This window comes from Roseateles sp. P5_D6, assembly GCF_054049415.1.
The window spans coordinates 209,981-227,793 of record NZ_JBFUMK010000009.1; the positions used below are offsets into that span (position 1 = coordinate 209,981).

General features: G+C 67.5%; 20 protein-coding genes. 6 read left to right on the forward strand and 14 right to left on the reverse strand.

Features of this window, described 5'->3' with window-relative positions:
• Positions 1–55: 55 nt before the first annotated feature.
• The 5 genes from ACXJKM_RS14565 to ACXJKM_RS14585 all read right to left on the reverse strand — a co-directional run bounded on the left by ACXJKM_RS14565 (position 56) and on the right by ACXJKM_RS14585 (position 6,461).
• Complete coding sequence (locus ACXJKM_RS14565; protein WP_457353217.1) at positions 56–1,816, reverse strand: gamma-glutamyltransferase family protein; 1,761 nt, start codon at positions 1,814–1,816, stop codon at positions 56–58.
• Positions 1,817–1,843: 27 nt separating this feature from the next.
• Positions 1,844–3,220 (reverse strand): DUF1501 domain-containing protein, encoded by a 1,377-nt coding sequence (locus tag ACXJKM_RS14570; protein ID WP_457353219.1) that lies wholly within the window; start codon positions 3,218–3,220, stop codon positions 1,844–1,846.
• 10 nt (positions 3,221–3,230) lie between these two features.
• On the reverse strand, positions 3,231–4,955 hold the full coding sequence (locus tag ACXJKM_RS14575) for a DUF1800 domain-containing protein (protein WP_457353221.1): 1,725 nt from the start codon (positions 4,953–4,955) through the stop codon (positions 3,231–3,233).
• 104 nt (positions 4,956–5,059) lie between these two features.
• The gene (locus tag ACXJKM_RS14580; RefSeq protein ID WP_457353223.1) at positions 5,060–5,698 is read right to left on the reverse strand and encodes a 3-oxoacid CoA-transferase subunit B; all 639 of its coding nucleotides are present in this window, start codon (positions 5,696–5,698) and stop codon (positions 5,060–5,062) included.
• Between the two features lies 1 nt (position 5,699).
• Positions 5,700–6,461, reverse strand: a complete 762-nt coding sequence (locus ACXJKM_RS14585; RefSeq protein ID WP_457353225.1) for a CoA transferase subunit A — start codon at positions 6,459–6,461, stop codon at positions 5,700–5,702.
• 78 nt (positions 6,462–6,539) lie between these two features.
• Between ACXJKM_RS14585 and ACXJKM_RS14590 the strand changes: the two genes are divergently transcribed.
• On the forward strand, positions 6,540–7,094 hold the full coding sequence (locus ACXJKM_RS14590) for a LuxR C-terminal-related transcriptional regulator (protein ID WP_056193421.1): 555 nt from the start codon (positions 6,540–6,542) through the stop codon (positions 7,092–7,094).
• The gene (locus tag ACXJKM_RS14595) at positions 7,091–8,041 is read left to right on the forward strand and encodes a DUF3667 domain-containing protein (protein WP_056193418.1); all 951 of its coding nucleotides are present in this window, start codon (positions 7,091–7,093) and stop codon (positions 8,039–8,041) included. Before ACXJKM_RS14590 ends, ACXJKM_RS14595 begins: the two co-directional genes overlap by 4 nt.
• 9 nt (positions 8,042–8,050) lie before the next feature.
• On the opposite strand, the gene ACXJKM_RS14600 is transcribed toward ACXJKM_RS14595, so the two are convergent.
• The 5 genes from ACXJKM_RS14600 to ACXJKM_RS14620 are packed head-to-tail and all read right to left on the reverse strand — an operon-like array spanning position 8,051 to position 10,829.
• A complete protein-coding gene (locus tag ACXJKM_RS14600; RefSeq protein WP_056193415.1) occupies positions 8,051–8,893 on the reverse strand; it encodes a 2OG-Fe(II) oxygenase in 843 nt (280 codons plus the stop codon).
• The gene (gene yaaA / locus ACXJKM_RS14605) at positions 8,890–9,669 is read right to left on the reverse strand and encodes a peroxide stress protein YaaA (RefSeq protein ID WP_457325348.1); all 780 of its coding nucleotides are present in this window, start codon (positions 9,667–9,669) and stop codon (positions 8,890–8,892) included. Before yaaA ends, ACXJKM_RS14600 begins: the two co-directional genes overlap by 4 nt.
• A 16-nt stretch (positions 9,670–9,685) precedes the next feature.
• Positions 9,686–10,084: a DUF6691 family protein gene (locus ACXJKM_RS14610; RefSeq protein WP_327082870.1), complete on the reverse strand. Its 399-nt coding sequence runs from the start codon at positions 10,082–10,084 to the stop codon at positions 9,686–9,688.
• The gene (locus ACXJKM_RS14615; RefSeq protein ID WP_457325350.1) at positions 10,081–10,509 is read right to left on the reverse strand and encodes a YeeE/YedE family protein; all 429 of its coding nucleotides are present in this window, start codon (positions 10,507–10,509) and stop codon (positions 10,081–10,083) included. The genes ACXJKM_RS14610 and ACXJKM_RS14615 overlap by 4 nt, the downstream gene beginning before the upstream one ends.
• Positions 10,506–10,829, reverse strand: coding sequence for an ArsR/SmtB family transcription factor (locus ACXJKM_RS14620; RefSeq protein ID WP_056193408.1), 324 nt, complete (start codon positions 10,827–10,829; stop codon positions 10,506–10,508). The genes ACXJKM_RS14615 and ACXJKM_RS14620 overlap by 4 nt, the downstream gene beginning before the upstream one ends.
• A gap of 57 nt (positions 10,830–10,886) precedes the next feature.
• Between ACXJKM_RS14620 and ACXJKM_RS14625 the strand changes: the two genes are divergently transcribed.
• The gene (locus ACXJKM_RS14625) at positions 10,887–11,675 is read left to right on the forward strand and encodes an MBL fold metallo-hydrolase (protein WP_056193406.1); all 789 of its coding nucleotides are present in this window, start codon (positions 10,887–10,889) and stop codon (positions 11,673–11,675) included.
• Here the strand turns inward: ACXJKM_RS14625 and yedA are convergent.
• Complete coding sequence (gene yedA, locus ACXJKM_RS14630; protein WP_056193491.1) at positions 11,672–12,571, reverse strand: drug/metabolite exporter YedA; 900 nt, start codon at positions 12,569–12,571, stop codon at positions 11,672–11,674. The genes ACXJKM_RS14625 and yedA overlap by 4 nt on opposite strands.
• Positions 12,572–12,679: 108 nt before the next feature.
• On the opposite strand from yedA, the gene ACXJKM_RS14635 reads away from it, so the two are divergent.
• Positions 12,680–13,189 (forward strand): Lrp/AsnC family transcriptional regulator, encoded by a 510-nt coding sequence (locus ACXJKM_RS14635; protein WP_056193403.1) that lies wholly within the window; start codon positions 12,680–12,682, stop codon positions 13,187–13,189.
• Between the two features lie 19 nt (positions 13,190–13,208).
• On the opposite strand, the gene ACXJKM_RS14640 is transcribed toward ACXJKM_RS14635, so the two are convergent.
• From ACXJKM_RS14640 to ACXJKM_RS14650, 3 genes are all read right to left on the reverse strand, one after another.
• Positions 13,209–14,555, reverse strand: a complete 1,347-nt coding sequence (locus ACXJKM_RS14640; protein WP_056193398.1) for a TolC family outer membrane protein — start codon at positions 14,553–14,555, stop codon at positions 13,209–13,211.
• A 142-nt stretch (positions 14,556–14,697) separates the two neighbouring features.
• The gene (locus tag ACXJKM_RS14645; protein WP_056193488.1) at positions 14,698–15,351 is read right to left on the reverse strand and encodes a protein-L-isoaspartate O-methyltransferase family protein; all 654 of its coding nucleotides are present in this window, start codon (positions 15,349–15,351) and stop codon (positions 14,698–14,700) included.
• Between the two features lie 47 nt (positions 15,352–15,398).
• Positions 15,399–16,034 carry a TetR/AcrR family transcriptional regulator gene (locus ACXJKM_RS14650; RefSeq protein WP_235531847.1) on the reverse strand — a complete coding sequence of 212 codons (636 nt, stop codon included), beginning with the start codon at positions 16,032–16,034 and terminating at the stop codon, positions 15,399–15,401.
• Positions 16,035–16,152: 118 nt separating this feature from the next.
• On the opposite strand from ACXJKM_RS14650, the gene ACXJKM_RS14655 reads away from it, so the two are divergent.
• Positions 16,153–16,977, forward strand: a complete 825-nt coding sequence (locus ACXJKM_RS14655; protein ID WP_457353229.1) for an undecaprenyl-diphosphate phosphatase — start codon at positions 16,153–16,155, stop codon at positions 16,975–16,977.
• An 11-nt stretch (positions 16,978–16,988) separates the two neighbouring features.
• Positions 16,989–17,810, forward strand: a complete 822-nt coding sequence (gene map, locus ACXJKM_RS14660) for a type I methionyl aminopeptidase (protein ID WP_056193392.1) — start codon at positions 16,989–16,991, stop codon at positions 17,808–17,810.
• The last annotated feature ends 3 nt before the right edge of the window (positions 17,811–17,813 follow it).

Below are 17,813 nucleotides of genomic sequence, written 5' to 3' on the forward strand. Positions count from 1 at the left end.
TGGGCGGCTAGCGGGCAGCGGTGTCAGACAAGATGCCGCGCGGCGGCAGGACGACTTACTCGCCACGGACGACGCCCTCGCGGCGCGGGTCGGCGCCGCCGACCCAACCTTCCTTGACCCGCACCAGCACCTGCAGGCCGCTGGTCAGGTCGGTCTCGACTACTTGCTGGCCACGACCGCGCAGGTCGGCCAGTTGCTCGGTCGTCAGCGCGCCACGCTCGACGATGAGCTGGCCCGAGTTGAAATGGCCGAAGTTGGGCAGGTCCACCGCCTGCTGGGGCGGTAGGCCCCAGGCCAGGGCGCCGGTGATGGCCTTGGCGACGTAATGAATGATGACCGGCCCACCGGGTGAGCCGGCCACCATGACGAGCTTGCCGTCGCGGTCGAAGACCAGGGTCGGCGCCATGCTGGAACGCGGCCGCTTGCCGGCCTCGACGCGGTTGGCCACCGGCTTGCCGTCGGCACCGGCGGGGTTCAGCGAGAAATCCGTCAGCGTGTTGTTCAGCATGAAGCCGCCGGCCAGGCCGGTGCCGCCATCGCTCATGACGCGGCTGCCGAAGGCGGATTCGACGCTGGTCGTCATGGCCACCGCATGGCCTTCGGCATCGACGACGCTGACCTGACTGGTGCCGGACTCGAGTTGCTCGGCCTGGGGCGCCAGGGCCTGCTTGATGGCCGCGGGTTGGCCCGCCGTGGCCACGCCCATGGCCTTGGGGCCGATCAGCGCACCGCGCTGCTTCAGATATACCGGCGCAAGCAGGTTCTGCCAGTCACCGCCTGGCGCGGCCACAAAGGCCGGGTCGGCTATGTACTGGGCGCGGTCGGCAAAGGCCAGCTTGGCGGACTCGGCATAGGCGTACATCCAGTCGGCCGTGATCCCTTTGGCCGTCACGGCGGCCGGCTGGGTGTCGAGGATGCCGAGGATCTGCATCAGCGTCAGGTGTCCCGAGGTCGGCGGACCGAAGCCGCAGATGCGGTAAGCGCGCCAGTCATTGCACAGCGGCGGGCGAGCCAGGGCCTTGTAGCCGGCCAGGTCGGCCGCGCTCAGCAGGCCCGGACGGGCATGGCCTTTCACGCGGCGCACGATGTCCTCGGCCACGGCGCCCTCGTAGAAGGCCTTGGGGCCCTTGATGGCGATGCCACGCAGCACGGCGGCATAGGCGGGGTTCTTCAGCACGGTGCCGACGGGCTTGGGCGCGCCCGCCGCATCGAAGAAATAGGCCCCGGCCTGCGGGTCGTTGCGCAGCTGCGCCTCGGCCGAGGCCAGCTCGAACAACCGCGGACTGATCGCGAAGCCCTGCTCGGCCAGGCGGATGGCCGGCTCGAACAGCCTGGCCCAGGGCAGCTGGCCGTGCCGGCGGTGCGCCTCGGCCAGCATGGCCAGCACGCCCGGCACGCCAGTGGACAGGCCGCTCATGATGGCCTCGCGCATGGGCAGGGGCTTGCCGTCGGCCTTCAGGAACAGCTCGGGCGTGGCCGCGGCCGGCGCGGATTCACGGCCGTCCACGGTCTGCACCTGGCTGCCGTCCCAATGCATCAGGAAGGCGCCGCCCGCAATGCCGCTGGACTGCGGCTCGACAAGGCCGAGCACGGCCTGCACGGCAACGGTCGCGTCGACGGCCGAGCCCCCGGCCCTCAGCATCTCGATGCCCGCGTCCACAGCCAGCGGGTTGGCCGCCGTCACCGCAAAGCGCTTGGCAGGCGCCGTCAGGCTGCCCTGCTTGGCAGTGCGGCTGGTGGCGGCCTCGGGTTGGTCGAGGGCATGGGCCGGGGCCAGCAGGCTGGCCAGGAGAAGAGGCGTCAGGAGGCGGAGCATGGGGCCATCTTAGGCACGCCCCCGAACTCAGAAATAAGCCATATCCCGCTGGCTGTAGTTGACGATCTGCGGCAGCACGCGCGGCAGGTCGCCGGCGCCGACGCCCATCCAGGTGGCCAGCGTCGCGCCGAGCTGATCCACACCCGTGGTCGGCAGCAACCGGCCCTGGCCGACGTCGTCGGGGCCGTTGATGCTGACCGAGGGCAGCGTGCCCCAGTATTTGCCGCCCTGCACCGCCCCGCCCAGCACGAAATGGTGGCTGCCCCAGCCGTGGTCGGAGCCGTCGCCATTGCTGGTCAGCGAGCGGCCGAAGTCGCTGGCCGTGAAGGCGGTGACCTGGTTGGCCACGCCCAGCTCGACCGTGGCCGCGTAGAAGCTGGCCAGCGCGTCGTTGACAGCGGTCAGCAGCCCCGGGTGCTCGTCGAGCAGGAAATCGTGGGTGTCGAAGCCGCCCAGTGACACGAAGAAGACCTGGCGCGTCGCACCCAGGGCCTGGCGAGCGCCGATGAGCCTGGCCACCATCAGCAGCTGGGCGGACAGGCCGCTGGCCGTGTCGAAAGGCGTCTGCAGCGCCGGCACACCGGTCAGGCCGGCGGTGACGACGCCCTGGGCGCTGACGGAGCGGGCGACGACCTTGTTCAGCTCGGCCTCCATCCAGTGCGTGCGATCGGCCGTGATGAGGCCGCGCAGCACATCGGCGCAGGCCTGCGAGCCGTACAGCGGCTTCAGAATGCCGTTGATGGGCACGGCGCCGCTGGTGGACACCTGGTATTGCACGGCCTGCTTGCCGGCCATGAAGACGGCGTTGCCGGCGGCATTGATGCAGGTGAAAGTGGCCGTGCCATTGCCGCCCAGGAAGAGGTCACCCATGCGGCCACCCCAGCCCGAGGTGGCGCCCTCGGGCGAGCTGCTCTGCCAGACGGACTGCTGGTCGTTGTGCGAAAACAGCTTGGGCGGCAGCGGCACGCTTTTGGCGTTGTACTGGGCCAGCGTGGTCGGCTGGATCAGGGTGCCGACATTGAGCTGGATGCCGAGACGCCCGCTGTCCCACAGGCCCTTGAGCTTGCCGAGCTGGGGCGCCAGGGCCATCTGACGGCCGCCGACGTTCAGTGCAAGGGCCGTCGCGGCCAGCTGCTCGCGCGGCGTGGCCAGAGTCTGGCGGATGCCGGCATAGGCGTTGTAGCTGGCCTGGTCGTACGGGACCAGGGTGTTGCCGTGGTCGTTGCCGCCATACAGGAAGACGCAGACCAGGGCCTTGTAGTCGCCAGGCGCTGTGGCCGCGGCGGCTTCGCCCAATGCGGCGAGGTTCAGCGCCCAGGGCGCGGCGCTGCCCGCGATGCCAAGAGCGCCAGCACGGCGAAGGAACTCGCGGCGCTGCAGTTCGGGGAGTCGGTTGAGCTTCATGGTCGTCCCCTTACTTCTGCACTTGGTATTCGGGGCAGGCCATCAGCATCAGGATGGCGGCCTGCACGCGGTTGGCCTTGCCGGTGTCGCTGGCGGCGGAGAGGGTCGCAATCGCCGTGCTGACCGTGGCTTGCGTGGTGGCTGAGATGCCACCCCCGCCCAGGCGGGTTGCCAGGCTCGCGACCAGACCCGGCGCATCGTCCGCCAATGCGAGCTCGGCCGTGTAGCTGGGCTTCACATCGTTGATGCCGTCGGCAATGGCCTTCTGCATGTAGTTGATGTAGCCGGCCACCGTGCTCTCGTTGCAGAGCTGGAACTCAGGCGCCGTGACGTCGTTCGTACCCAGCTGCGAGTTGGGCGGCACATAGCCGGGGCGGAAGAAATTGAAGACCGAGGGGCTGCGCAGCGGGCTCTGGCCCAGGCGGGTGCCGGAGTCGCTCGTGTTGCCGATGTTCCAGAGGCCATTGGGTGAGGTGACACCGAAGCTGCGCCCCCACTGGATGAAGCGCTGCAGCGGTTCGCGCAGCTTGCCCGCGCCGGGGTCTGCGGAAATGGTGCGCGCTTCGGTGTCGAGCAGGATGGTCTTGATGACGGTCTTCAGGTCGCCGCGAGCGCCAGAACCGTTATCGGCCCAAACGGCGGCGATGCGTCCGACATAGGCCGGGCTGGGGTCTGAGGCGACCAGACGCTGGATGAGCTGCCGGCCGATGAATGGCCCGACATTGGCATGGGCGGCCAGCGTATCGAGCGCGATCTTCAGCGCCCCCGGCCCGTCGGCCGAGGCGGGGATGTCGACATCCAGCACCTTCTTGGCGCCGGTCGAGAAGCGCGAGGCGATATTGACCATGGGCTTTTTCATGAAAGCCGGGTCGCTGCCGCTGTAGCTGTCGAAGTCCCAGCCGGTGAAGACACGCGCCAGGTCGGTGATATTGGCCTGGCTGTAGGTTTCGATGGGCTTGCCGCTGCCATCGAGCTTGAGCGTGCCGTCGGCATTGAGCTGGTAGAGGCCGATGCTGAACAGCTGCATGACCTCGCGAGCGTAGTTCTCGTCGGGGACGCGGCCGGTGTTGGTGTCTTCCTTGAGGTTGCCGCGCGTGGCGAGATACACGCCCATGCCATTGGACAGCGTCACCGCGTTCAGCAGATCGCGGTAGCTGCCAAAGCAGCGCTGCTCCAGCATGTCCACATAGCAGGCGATGGCGAAGCCCCGCCAGGGCATGGGCAGGCCGCTCATGGAGATGACGAAGATCTCGCTCAGGGCCAGCACAACGCGCTGGCGCAGCGAATCGGGCGCGGACAGCAGCTTGCGCCACAGCGTGTTGTCGGCGCCGCCGAAGTCATTGCGGTGGTCAACGATGGCATAGCCATTGGCCACCATCCAGTCGAAATGGCCATCGCTGACCGGCAGCGCGAACTGCGCGTCCAGCCACGCGGCGTAGCCATTGGCCTTGACGGTGGCGATGTCGGCTGCGCTCGCGGCAAAGCCGGCCTGGGCCAGGAAACGCGCGGCTTCGGCGTCGGTGATGCCGGGTGGCGGCGGGGGTGGGGGTGGAGGTGGCGGCGGAGGCGGTGGTGACGGCGATGGGGTCGGCGCATCGCCTCCCCCTCCTCCACCGCAGGCAGCCAGCAAAGCCGCTGCCGTAGCGGCGGCCGCGATGCCGCCGGGGTTCAGGTCTGCACTTGTCTCGAGTGCGGGGGCGATGGTCTCGACTTCAGGCGTCGGTGGTGCGCGCATGGTGGCCTCGCTGTTGTTCGAAGAATGCTCCGCCCAACGCAAACGGGCCAGCTTGCGCTGACCCGTCCTGGCCCATGAACTGGGGATGCGAGACCGGATTTACCTCAGAGCAACGGAACTCCCGTCTTGCTTTGCGCTTGTTCACGCGTGACGCCCTCGGCCAGCTCGACCAACTTGATGCCGCCGGGCACGACGTCGAAGACGCCGAGGTCCGTGATGATGCGGTCGACGACGCCCACGCCCGTCAGCGGCAGCGTGCAGCTGGGGATGATCTTGAGGTCTTCGCTGCCGTCCTTCTTCTTGGCGACATGCTCCATCAGCACGATGACGCGCTTGACGCCGGCGACCAGATCCATGGCGCCGCCCATGCCCTTGACCATCTTGCCCGGGATCATCCAGTTGGCCAGGTCACCGCTGCCGCTGACCTGCATGGCGCCCAGGATGCTGAGGTTGATCTTGCCGGCGCGGATCATCGCGAAGCTGTCGTGGCTGCCAAAGATGCTGCTGCCGGGCAGCGTGGTCACCGTTTGCTTGCCGGCGTTGATAAGGTCGGCGTCGACCTCGTCCTCGGTCGGGAAGGGGCCGATGCCCAGCATGCCGTTCTCGCTCTGCAGCCAGACTTCCTTGCTCGCGGGCACATGGTTGGCCACCAGCGTCGGGATGCCGATGCCGAGGTTGACGTAGAAGCCGTCTTCCAGCTCCTGGGCCGCGCGCGCGGCCATCTGATCTTGGGTCCAGGGCATGTCAGTCCTTTGAAGTGTGGGGCGCAGAGCTACTCGCTTCGCTCGGGCGGTCTGTCCCCAAAACCTTAGATGGCGAGAGAGTCATCTTCTCGATGCGCTTCTCGGGGTTGGCATTGACGACGATGCGGTGCACGTAGATGCCCGGCAGATGCACGTCGTCCGGGTCGATGTCGCCGGTCTCGACGAGGTGCTCGACCTCGACAACCGTCAGCTTGCCGGCCATGGCCGCAGCCGGGTTGAAGTTGCGCGCGGTGCGGCGGAACACGAGGTTGCCACTCTTGTCGGCCTTGTAGGCCTTGACCAGCGCGACGTCGGGCACCAGGGCCTTCTCCAGGATGTAGGTCTCGCCGTCGAACTCGCGCGATTCCTTGCCCTCGGCGATCAGCGTGCCCACGCCGGTGCGCACAAAGAAGGCCGGGATGCCGGCGCCACCAGCGCGCATCTTCTCGGCCAAGGTGCCTTGTGGCGTGAATTCAAGCTCCAGCTCACCGGCCAGGTACTGACGCTCGAACTCCTTGTTCTCGCCCACGTAACTGGAGATCATCTTCTTGATCTGGCGCGTGACGAGCAGCGCGCCGAGGCCAAAGCCGTCGACGCCGGCGTTGTTCGAGATGACCGTCAGGTCCTTGACGCCGCTGTCGCGCAGGGCCGTGATCAGCGCCTCGGGGATGCCGCACAGGCCGAAGCCGCCGACCGCGAGCATCTGTCCGTCCTTCACGACGCCGCGCAGCGCTTCCTCAGCGCTCGGGTACACCTTGTTCATGCCGTCTCCTGCCTTTCGGGTGAAGCGCGAAGGGTACTATCGCGCGCCTTCCGAAGTCGATTAAGCGAATTCGCCTAAGTGGAACCCGCCGCCCTCGATTACCGCAGCGCCTTCCAGCTCGCCCCGATCGGCCTGGTGCTGTCCGCCCAGCGCCAGATCGTCGACTGCAATGAGCGCGTGCTGCAGATGTTCGCGGCCACGCGCGAGCAGCTCCTGGGCAAAAGCTTTGCCGTCATGTACCCCAGCGCCGTCGAGTTCGAGCGCACCGGCGCGCGCATCGTCGCCAGCCTGGATGCCCAGGGCCACTATGCCGACGACCGCGTCATGCGTCGCCTGGGTAGCGGCGAGCTGTTCTGGTGCCACGTGACCGGCCGCGCGCTGGACCCGGCCGACCCGCATGCCCGCGGCATCTGGAGCTTTGAGGATCTGTCGGCGCGCCGCCAGATCACGGCCGACCTGACGCCGCGCGAACGCGAGATCGCCGCCCTGCTCGTCGAGGGCCAGACCAGCAAGCTCATCGGCCGACGCCTGGGCGTCAGCCCGCGCACGGTGGACATCTACCGCGGCCGGCTGATGAAGAAATACCAGGCGGGCAGCACGCCCGAGCTGATCAACAAACTGCTGTCCGCATGAGCCCAACGAGCCCCAAGAGCCACGGCGCGCCCGAGCTGCCCTACTGCCGCAACTGCCACTTCACGCTGGCCACGCCGCGCCCGGTCTACTGCGGCCATTGCGGCCAGGAGACCGACCTGCATCCGCCCTCGGTGCGCGAGATGTTCACCGAGTACCTGGGGCACTACGTCGCCTTCGACGGGCCGCTGTGGCGCACGCTGTGGGCGCTGGTCTGCCTGCCGGGTCATCTGACCAACGCCTATTTCCGCGGCCAGCGGCGGCGCTATGTGCTGCCGCTGCGGGTCTATCTGACCGCCAGCTTCCTGTTCTTCGTCGGCTATCACCTGCTGCAGCACGGAAAACACGAGGAGCAGGAGGCAGACGTCGAGTCCAGCCAACCGGCCGCGCCCGGCAAGCCAGTGAAGGTGAAAGTCAAGCCTGGGCAGACGCCGGCCGAGGCTGAGGCCGAGGCGGCAAGCACGGCCGGCCAGGGCAAGAAATCGGTCAACACCAAGCTGGGCTGCGATGAGCAGCATCCCGAGGCCTGCAGCCGCAGCGAGCTTTTGGTGACGGGCTTGGTCACGAAAGGCAAGTCGATGACAGGCGACCAGTGGAAGGCCCGCTTCAGTGCGCTGGCGCCCTACGGCATGCTGGCCATGCAGCCGGTCTTCGCAGCCCTGTTGCTGGCCATGTTTGCCGGCAGCGGGAGGCGCTATGCCGAGCACTTCGTGTTTTCGCTGCACAGCCACAGCCTGTGGTTCCTGGCCCTGCTGCTGGCCATGGCGGCCAACATCGAAGGCTTGATGACTTTCGCCGTCTTCGGCCAGGGGCTGGTGGCGATGCGCAATGTCTACCGGCTCAGCTGGTTCGGCGCCATCTGGCGCGGCCTGCTGCTCAGCATGGGCTACTTCGTGCTGCTGGTCGTCGGCGTCGGCCTGTTGGTCGCAGGCATTGCCGCAACGGCGTGATCCGCCCGATCAGGTGAAGACGCCCTGACGCAGCCATTTCGTCGCCACCCATTTCTCGCCGTCCAGCACCGGCGAGCCGCCATGCAGGGTCTGCGTGGCGGGGTGGGGCCGGTCGTAGCTGAAGAAGACGGCGTTGCCCTTGACGGGTGCGACGTCCAGGCCGATGTCCGGGAAGATGGTCGAGCCGCCGGCGGTGGGCGTGTTCAGGTACATGACAAGCGTCGCAACGCGTTGGCCGCCGCGCTTCAGGATGGCCGGCGTGCTGACGTGAGCCGGGTCGAAGTAGTCGTAATGCGGCTGATATTCAGCGCCCGGCCGGTAGTGCAGCACCTGCAGGCCCTCGCCGTGGTCCAGCGGCCAGCGCAACAGCGTCGCAATGCGTGCTTCGATCTTGCGGATCAGCTCGGTCTCACAGCGCTCGAAGAACATGCCGTCGCTGGTGCGTGCGGCGTTCACCTCGCTGCCCTCGCCGCCGGTGGCCACGGTCTCGGAGCGCGCCAGGCGCTTGGTCGCCAACGCGACGATGCCGTCGCACTCCTCTTCCGACAGCAGGTCGCCAAAGACGATAACGCGCGGCTGCCGCAAGGCCATCAAGACCTTGACCTGGCGGTCGCCGGCATCGATGACGGGCGAGAAGCGGCTCAGCTCGGGTTCGGGCAGCCCGACGGTTGCGCCGGGCGGCGGCGTCAGCGTGGCCACCTCGCCCAGGGTGCGCGCCAGCGCCTGGCGGGCGATGCTCTCATCCCAGCCGCTGCCCAGCATCGCGGCCAGGATGCTTTCTGACGCGTGGCCGGCACGGCTCTGCTCGGTGATCCATTCACACAGCTCGGGGGTGATGACTTGTTGGCTCATGACTTGCGGCGGAAGACGAGTCGGTCGGGAGAAGACACCTCAGGGGCCAGACGATAACCGTCCAGGTTGAAGCCTTTCAACGCCTCGGGCGTCTCCAGGCGATGCTGGATGGCATAGCGCGCCATCAGGCCACGGGCACGCTTGGCGAAGAAGCTGATGATCTTGTATTCGCCGTTCTTCCAGTCCTCGAACTGGCAGTCGACGACCCTGGGCTTGAGCGCCTTGCGGTCCGCGGCACGGAAGTATTCCTGCGACGCCAGGTTGACGATGACGGGCACCTTCTCGCCCCGCGCCAGCTTGTTCAGATGCAGGGCGAGGCGATCGCCCCAGTAGTCGTAGAGGCTGGCGCCATGGTCACCGGCCAGTCGCGTGCCCATCTCCAGGCGGTAGGGCTGCATGCGGTCCAGCGGCCGGAGGATGCCGTACAGGCCCGACAGCATGCGCACGTGCTGCTGCGCCCAGGCCAGGTCATCGGCGCGCAGCGTCCTGGCATCCAGGCCGTCGTAGACGTCGCCGTTGAAGGCCAGCACGGCCGGTTTGCTGTTGTGCTCGGTGAAGCGCGGCCGCCAGGCAGCGTAGCGGTCGACATTGAGCTGGGCCAGCGGCTCGGACAAGTCCATCAGCCCGCGCACATCGTCCACGCTCTTGGTGCGCAGGAGGTCGATGAGGGCGGCCGTGTCGTCAAGGAACTGCGGGCGGGTCAGCGCCGGCGCCAGTTCGGGCGGCGTCGGCGTGTCGTAATCGAGGGACTTGGCGGGCGAGAGCAGAAACAGCATGGGCGCGGATTTTGTCTCATGCTTTTCGGCGCTCCAGCACCTCGAAGATCGCCATGCCGGCCAGCATCGCCGCGACGAAGCCGAGCGCCTTGGCATCGCCCAGGCCCAGCACGACCAAGGCCGGGCCGGGACACAGGCCAACCAGGCCCCAGCCGATGCCGAACAACAGGCTGCCACCGACGAGGCGGCGGTCGATGCGCGTTGCCTCTGGCAACTGCACGTTGGCCCGGCGTGCCCACGCAAAGGCCGGCAGACCGACCGCGATGGCGCCSGCCATGACAAAGGCCAGCGASGGGTCCCAAGCGCCTGCCAGGTCCAGAAAGCCCAGCACCTTGGTCGGGGATGCCATGCCAGACACGATCAGCCCCAGCCCGAACAACAGGCCCGCGAACGCGGCGATCAGCACTTTCTTCACAGCAAATGCCTCAGCACGAAGACGGTCGCGAAACCAGCCGCCATGAACGCGACTGTCGCAACCGCAGAGCGCGGCGACAGCCGCGAAAGGCCGCAGACGCCATGACCGCTGGTGCAGCCAGCGCCATATCGCGTGCCGATGCCGACCAGCAGGCCGGCTACCAGCAGCGTGCTCCAAGCGGCGTCGATGCGCGGCCGTGGCAGGCCCGCGAACAGCGCAAAGATCCACGGCGACACCAGCAGCCCGGCCAGGAAGGCCACGCGCCAGGCGCGGTTACCGGCTAACGGCCGCAGCAGTCCGCCGACGATGCCGCTGATGCCGGCAATGCGACCCGCTCCCAGCACCAGCACTGCGACGGCCAGGCCGACAAGCAGGCCACCAGCCAGGGCGGGCCACGGTGTGAAGGCAGGCCAGTCCACGGTCATGTGTTCTCCTTGGGGCAGTACTGCGTGTAGAGGGTGCGCAGCAGCGCCAGCAAGCGCGGATCGGCCACGCTGTAGAAAACATTCCGGCCCTCGCGCCGCGTGGCCACCATGCCCTCGCGGCGCAGCACGCCCAGCTGCTGCGACAGCGTCGGTTGGTGGATGTCGAGCAGGGCCTCCAGATCGGCAACGCTGATCTCGCCCTGGGACATCTGGCACAGCAACAACAGGCGCTCGGGATTGCCCAGGGCCTTCAGGGCAGCGACGGCCTCGCCTGCTGCCTGGCGCAGGGTCTGGACATCAAGGGTGGGGGGTCTCGGCATGGCAAAACATTATATCAATCGATATAATCATGCCTTCTCCATCGCCGGCCATTCCCCATGACTGTCGCCATCCAGGGCTTCCACGACGCCGTCACCGGAACGGTCAGCTATGTCGTGAGCGATCCGACCACGCGCCAGGCGGCCGTCATCGACCCGGTACTGGACTACGACCTTGCCGCCGGCAGCACCAGCACGCTCAGCGCAGACATGCTGCTCGTGCATCTGCGCGAGCAAGGTCTCACCTTGCAGTGGATCCTCGAGACCCATGTCCACGCCGACCATGTCTCTGCCGCTCGGTACCTGCGCACCCGAGCAGGCGGGCTGATCGCCATCGGCGAGCACACCCGCGAAGTGCAAGCCACGCTGGGCCGCCTGCGCGGCTGGCCCTCTGAAGAAGACGGCTTCGACCGCCTGCTGCGCGACGGCGAGTCATTCCGCATCGGCAGCATCGAGGCCACCGCCCTGCTCGTGCCCGGGCACACGCCAGCCGACCTCGCCTACCGCATCGAGGACGCCGTGTTCATCGGCGACACCCTCTTCATGCCCGACGGCGGCAGCGCCCGTGCCGACTTTCCCGGCGGTGACGCCGCCGCGCTCTACCGCTCGATCCGCCGGCTTCTGACCCTGCCGCCCGAGACCCGCCTCTTCGTCTGCCACGACTACCCGGTCGGCCGCCAGGCGCGCTGGGAAACGACAGTGGCCGAGCAGCGCGCCGCCAACATTCACGCGCATGACGGCGTCAGTGAAGCCGAGTTCGTCGCGATGCGCCAGGCGCGCGATGCGACGCTGGCCGCGCCCCGGCTGATGCAGCCGGCCCTGCAGGCCAATATCCGCGCGGGTGGCTAGGCCCTCGCCCGCCCCATCAGCAGCAGCACGACACCCACGAGGACGATGCCCGCGGCCAGCCACTCGTGGCCGCTGATCTGCTCGCCGGCCAGCGTGACGCCAAGCAGCATGGCAATGACGGGGTTGACGAAGGAATAGCTCGACGCCAGGCCCGCCGAGGCCTGCGCCAGCAGCACCATGTAGGCATTGAAGGCGACCAGCGAGCCGAACACGACCAGATAGGCCCAGGCCCACAGCGCTTGCGGCTCGATATGGCCGGGCAAGGTCTCGCCACTCACCAGGCTCAAGCCCATCAGCAGAAGGCCACCGGCCAGCATCTCGCTGGCAAAGCCCATGGCGCCCGGCGCCAGTGGCAGGCTGCGCTGTGACAGCACGCTGCCCACCGCCCAGCTCGCGCAGGCCACGCTGATGGCCACCAGGCCGGCGGGCGATGCGCCAAAGCCCTGGCCCTGCGTCAGCAGCAGCACGCCCACCAGGCCGAGGGCGATGCCCGCCGATTCCAGCCGGGTCGGTTTCTCGCCCCACAGCAGGTTGAGGCCGGCAATCATCAGCGGCATCACGGCAATGAAGGCGACGACGAGGCCCGAGCCCACGGTCTGCTCGGCCGTGGCCGTGCCACCCATGCCGCCGCCCAGCATCAGCCCGCCGATGACGAGGGCATGCAGCCACTGGCGCCGGCTCGGCCATGGCGCGCCGCGCCAGCGCATCCAGCCCGCCAGCAGCACGCCGGCGACGAGAAAACGGCTGCCCATCTGGAAGAAGGGCGGCAGGCTGATCAGCGCGATCTTGATGGCCAGATAGGTCGAGCCCCAGACCAGCCAGGTGGCGGCCAGGCAGAGCAGCAGCAAAGGGCTCAAACCGGGGGCATTCTTGAGGGGCAGCGTCGTCGTGTTCATGGCCGGCATCGTAGAAATTTCGGCTCTTTCATGACATGGGTACTTGAAGGTTGCGCCAGCACTTCGCCTTAATATTCAAGAACATTCCGTCGACTTCTAGAGAATTTCATGGCCATCGAGCTCGATCAGCATGACCATCGCATCCTGGCGGAATTGCAGGCCGACGCCCGCCTGACSATGGCCGAGCTGGGCCGGCGGGTGCACCTGAGCCAGCCTGCGGTGACCGAGCGGGTGCGCAAGCTGGAGGAAGGCGGCGTCATCCGCGGCTACCGGGCGGTCGTGGACGCCGGCAAGCTCGGCTACGCGATCCGCGCCGTCATCCGCATCGAGAGCATGGACGAGCCGCTGCTGCTGCGCGCGCTGGAATCCAGCCCGGAAGTGCTGACCGCCTATGACGTCACCGGGGAGGACAGCTGGATTTTCGAGATCGCCGTGCGTGACGTCGCCCACTTGAAGGCGGTGCTGTCGCGCTTCTGCCAGCAGGCTCCGACCTCAACGGCCATCATCCTGCGTGCGCTGCGCGAGCATGCGCCGCTCAAGCCCCTGCCGGCGGCCGAGCCCGAGCCCCCGCCGCCACTAGCCGCGGCCAACAAAAAGCCCCGCCGCAGCGGGGCTTGATGAAAGAAGAGCCAGGCTCTCAGCGCGCGAGCAAGCCGTTGGCAGCGGCCACATCTTCGGGGCGCAGTTGCCCCGAGGCCTGGCGCAGCCTGAGGCTGTTGACGACGACGTCATAGCGTGCCTTGGCCAGGTCACGCTGGGTCGTGTAGAGCTGGGTCTGGGCGTTCAGCACGTCCAGGTTCACGCGCACACCGACCTTGTAACCCAGTTGGGTGGCTTCCAGAGCCAGCTTGGTGGACGACTCGGCAGCCTCGTAGGCGCCAACCTGGGCCTTCAGCGACTGCACGCCGAAGAAGGCGCGGCGCGTGTCCTCGGCGACCTTGCGACGGGCAAAGTCAAAGTCATTGCGGGCCCTGTCCTCCAGCACCAGGGTTTCCTTGATGCGGTTCTGCGTCGCGCCGCCGGTGTAGAGCGGATAGCTCAAGGTCAGGCCGATGCTGGCGTTCTTGGAGGTGCCGGCTCCGGCCTGCGCAGCTGCAATGCCACCCAGGCTGTTGTGCTGGTTCTGGCCACCCAGGGTGGCGCTGGCGTCCAGCGTCGGCTTTTCGCCGGCCCGGGCGATCTGCGTATCGAGCTGTGCCATTTCCAGGCCCAACCGCGCCTTGCGCACGCCTGGATGCTGGTCATCGGCTGTCGCGACCCAGGTGTCGACGTTGTCGCTGGGCAGGGCCGGCAGGGCGACCGGCACCGCCAGGCTCTTGGGCTCGACGCCGACGCGGCCGACGAACTGGTCCAGCGTGACGCGCGCGACGCGCAGATCGTTGTCGGCTTTCAGCTCCTGAGCCACTGCCAGGTCATAGCGGGCCTGGGCTTCGCGCGTGTCGGTGATCGTGGCGGTGCCAACCTCGAAGTTGCGCTTGGCCGAGGCCAGTTGCTCGGAGATGCCTGCCTTGTTGGCGCGCGACGTCGTCAGCGTGTCCTTGGCGGCCAGCACATCGAAATAGGCCGTGGCCAGCCGGACGATGAGGTCCTGTTCGGCCAGGTCCAGATCGGCCTGAGCGACCGCATAGGCTCGGCGGGCCTTGTCAATGGTCGGAATATTGCTCGCGTTGTAGACGGAATATTTTCCCTGCAGGCCAGCCGTCAATGTCCTCGTATTGAAGCTCGCAGACGAAGGCGGGTCGGTTTGCGCCACGGTGCCCGAACCGGACAGATAGAGCGACGGCCGGATCAGTGCCTCGGCCTGGGCAGCGCGCGCCGCAGCCGCGTCGGCGCTGTTGCGGGTCGCCAGATAAGTCGCGTCATAGCCCCTCGCAGCGTCATAGAGCTCCTGCAGGCTCTGGGCCTGGGCCACGCCGGCGAGCAGGAGGCTGGCGGCGATGGCCAGCGGTTGCAGGATCAGGCGGGGGGCTGTGACGAAGGGCATGGAATTCCTTGACTTGGGCAATGTAGTGAGCGCGGCCGGGTTTATAGAGGCAAAGCCCGCCGGTGACTGAAGCCATGTGACGACCTGCGCCCAAACGGGGAGCAACGGTCGTTTTACGGCGACGGGCTGCATCCGGCCTGGCTTAGAAGCTGAACGCCGGCGCTTCGGCGAAACCGGGCAGGCGGCCGGCCACCGTGTCAAACATCTCGACGGTGCGGAAGTCGCTTGCGCCGGTGCGCGTGACGAGCACGGCGCGCATGACAGGCACCTCGCCGACGATTGCCGCCAGGCGCCCGCCGACCTTGAGCTGGTTCAGCAAGGCCTGGGGCACCGACGCGACCGAGCCGGACAGCAGGATCACGTCGAAGGGTTCCTCGGCGGCCAGGCCGGCGGCGCCGTCCTGGTTCAGCACCGTGGCGTTCAGCACGCCGGCGCGCTTCAGGTTGGCCGCAGCGGCGGCAGCCAGGCCGGCGTCGGCCTCCAGCGCAATGACGCGCTGCGCCTTGTGGCCCAGCAGCGCGGCCAGGTGACCCGTGGCGGCGCCGATCTCCAGCACCTTCTCGTGGCGCTGCACCTTGAGTTCCTGCAGCAGCCGGGCCTCCACCTTGGGTGCCAGCATGCGACGCGTGGCTGTGAGCGGCAGCTCGGTGTCGACAAAGGCTTGCAGCCTGTGGGCTTCGGGCACGAAGTCCTCGCGGTGCACCACGCGCAACAGCTCCAGCACGCTGGGGTCGAGCACATCCCAGGGCCGGATCTGCTGCTCGATCATGTTGAAGCGGACTTGTTCGAGGTTCATCTTGTTCTCCGAGGCGCGGTCGACGGCAAAAAGCAAAATTCTAGAGGTCAGCCCGGTGTGGCGAGCAAGCCGTGCAGCAGCAGCGACATCTGGGCGTCCAGCAACTCCTCGGCGCCCATGGTCTGGTGGCAGATGTCGTGCTCGCCGAAGGAATGCTCGTGCAGCAGCATGTGCAGCATGGGCGCGATCAGCATGTGCACCGTGGCCTCGACGGGCACGGCGCGGAACTCGCCGGTGCGGATGCCGCGCTCGATGAGGCCCCCGATCAGCGCCTGGGACGGCCGGATGACCTCCTCCACATAGAAACGCGCCAGCTCGGGGAAGTTGCGCGCCTCGACCATCATGATCTTGCAGACGACGCCGGCATTGCCATGGCCGACCTTGGCCCACCAGGCCTGCATCATCTGGCTCAGCAGCTCGGCGATGGAGCCCTGGTACAGCGCCGCCTGGGCAGCCGATTCGGCGATGTGCACGGACAGGTTGTCGCGCACCATGGCCTTGAAGAGCTCGTCCTTGCTGGGGTAGTAGCGGTAGAGCGTGCCCTTGGCCACGCCGGCGCGCGCCGCGATTTCCTCGCTGCGCGTGGCGGCAAAGCCCTTCTCGACGAAGAGCGCCAGGGCGGCGTCCAGCAGCTCCTGCGGGCGGGCGTCCTTGCGGCGTTGACGGGGGGTGGCGGTGGCCAAGATGGCGAAGTTAATGACCGGAGGGTCAGTAATGTAGCCCGCCGGGCCAGGCAGCGGCAAGGGCACGCCCTGCCCGCTGGCTACACTGCGCGGCTTTGTTCGCCCCCGGAGCCGTTACGTGGATGTCATCCTGCTGATCAAAGCCGCCGTCATGGGCATCGTCGAGGGACTGACCGAGTTCCTGCCCGTCTCGTCCACGGGCCATCTGATCCTGACCGGCAGCCTGCTGGGCATGACGGATGCCAAGTCCAAAGTCTTCGACATCGCCATCCAGAGCGGCGCCATCCTGGCTGTGCTGATCGTCTACTGGGCGCGCATCCGCGAGGCCCTGGGCGGCATCACCAACAGCGCCAAACAGCAGCGCTTCGTCGCCAACATCGCCATCGGCTTCCTGCCCGCCGGCCTGGTCGGTCTGACGGTCTACAAGGCCATCAAGGCGCATCTGTTCAACGCGCCCGTCGTCGCCGGCGCTTTCATCGTCGGCGCGCTGATCATCCTGTGGGTGGAGAAGCGCGCCCAGCCGGTGGCCCGCGTGCAGAGCGTGGATGACATGACGGCGCTGGACGCGCTCAAGGTTGGTCTCGTGCAATGCCTGGGCATGATCCCCGGCACCAGCCGCTCGGGCGCCACCATCATTGGCGGCATGCTGCTGGGCCTGTCGCGCAAGGCGGCGACCGACTTCTCCTTTTTCCTGGCCATCCCGACGCTGATCTCCGCCGGCGGCTACAGCCTGTGGAAGGAGCGGCACGCGCTGTCCATGGCCGACGCGCCGATGTTCGCCGTCGGCTTCATCGTCAGCTTCCTGGCYGCCTGGGCCTGCGTGCGCTGGCTGCTGCGCTACGTGGCCACCCACAACTTCGTGCCGTTTGCCTGGTATCGCATCGCCTTCGGCATCGTCGTGCTGGCAACCTGGGCCACGGGTACGGTCATCTGGGCGGACTGAGATAATCGGGCATGGCCATCACGATCAAGACCGCAGCCGATGTCGAAGGCATGCGCATCGCCGGGCGCCTGGCGTCCGAAGTGCTCGACATGCTCACGGCGCACGTCAAGCCGGGCGTCACCACCAACGAGCTGGACAAGCTCGCGCACGACCACATCGTCAACGTACAGCAGGGCATCCCGGCGCCGCTGAACTACTGCCCGCCCGGCTACATCCCCTACCCCAAGTCGATCTGCACCTCGGTCAACAGCCAGGTCTGCCACGGCATCCCGAATGACAAGCCGCTGAAGAACGGCGACATCGTCAATATCGACGTCACCGTCATCAAGGACGGCTGGCATGGCGACACCAGCCGCATGTTCGTCGTCGGCGAGGGCTCCATTGCGGCCAAGCGGCTGTGCGCCTTCACCTACGAGGCCATGTGGAAGGGCATCGCCAAGGTCAAGCCCGGCGCGCGCCTGGGCGACATCGGCCACGCCATCCAGACCTTTGCCGAGAACGCCGGCTTCTCCATCGTGCGCGAGTTCTGCGGCCACGGCATCGGCCAAGTCTTCCATGAGGAGCCGCAGGTGCTGCACTATGGCCGCCCCGGCACGTTGGACGAACTCGTGCCCGGCATGATGTTCACCATCGAGCCCATGATCAACGCCGGCCGCCGCGAGATCCGCGAGATGGGCGATGGCTGGACCATCGTCACCAAGGATCGCTCGCTTTCCGCCCAGTGGGAGCACACCATCCTCGTCACCGACACCGGCTACGAGGTCATGACGCTGTCGGCCGGCAGCCCACCGCCGCCCGCCTTCATCACGCAGGCCGCTGCGGCGACCGCGTAAGCC

Coding starts and splice junctions, on each gene's coding strand:
- ACXJKM_RS14620 (WP_056193408.1), bottom strand. CDS start 10,829: ATGCCGAGACCCCCCACCCTTGATGTCCAGACCCTGCGCCAGGCAGCA.
- ACXJKM_RS14615 (WP_457325350.1), bottom strand. CDS start 10,509: ATGACCGTGGACTGGCCTGCCTTCACACCGTGGCCCGCCCTGGCTGGT.
- ACXJKM_RS14625 (WP_056193406.1), top strand. CDS start 10,887: ATGACTGTCGCCATCCAGGGCTTCCACGACGCCGTCACCGGAACGGTC.
- ACXJKM_RS14600 (WP_056193415.1), bottom strand. CDS start 8,893: ATGAGCCAACAAGTCATCACCCCCGAGCTGTGTGAATGGATCACCGAG.
- ACXJKM_RS14645 (WP_056193488.1), bottom strand. CDS start 15,351: ATGAACCTCGAACAAGTCCGCTTCAACATGATCGAGCAGCAGATCCGG.
- map (WP_056193392.1), top strand. CDS start 16,989: ATGGCCATCACGATCAAGACCGCAGCCGATGTCGAAGGCATGCGCATC.
- ACXJKM_RS14595 (WP_056193418.1), top strand. CDS start 7,091: ATGAGCCCAACGAGCCCCAAGAGCCACGGCGCGCCCGAGCTGCCCTAC.
- ACXJKM_RS14585 (WP_457353225.1), bottom strand. CDS start 6,461: ATGAACAAGGTGTACCCGAGCGCTGAGGAAGCGCTGCGCGGCGTCGTG.
- ACXJKM_RS14570 (WP_457353219.1), bottom strand. CDS start 3,220: ATGAAGCTCAACCGACTCCCCGAACTGCAGCGCCGCGAGTTCCTTCGC.
- yedA (WP_056193491.1), bottom strand. CDS start 12,571: ATGAACACGACGACGCTGCCCCTCAAGAATGCCCCCGGTTTGAGCCCT.
- ACXJKM_RS14580 (WP_457353223.1), bottom strand. CDS start 5,698: ATGCCCTGGACCCAAGATCAGATGGCCGCGCGCGCGGCCCAGGAGCTG.
- ACXJKM_RS14640 (WP_056193398.1), bottom strand. CDS start 14,555: ATGCCCTTCGTCACAGCCCCCCGCCTGATCCTGCAACCGCTGGCCATC.
- yaaA (WP_457325348.1), bottom strand. CDS start 9,669: ATGCTGTTTCTGCTCTCGCCCGCCAAGTCCCTCGATTACGACACGCCG.
- ACXJKM_RS14575 (WP_457353221.1), bottom strand. CDS start 4,955: ATGCGCGCACCACCGACGCCTGAAGTCGAGACCATCGCCCCCGCACTC.
- ACXJKM_RS14565 (WP_457353217.1), bottom strand. CDS start 1,816: ATGCTCCGCCTCCTGACGCCTCTTCTCCTGGCCAGCCTGCTGGCCCCG.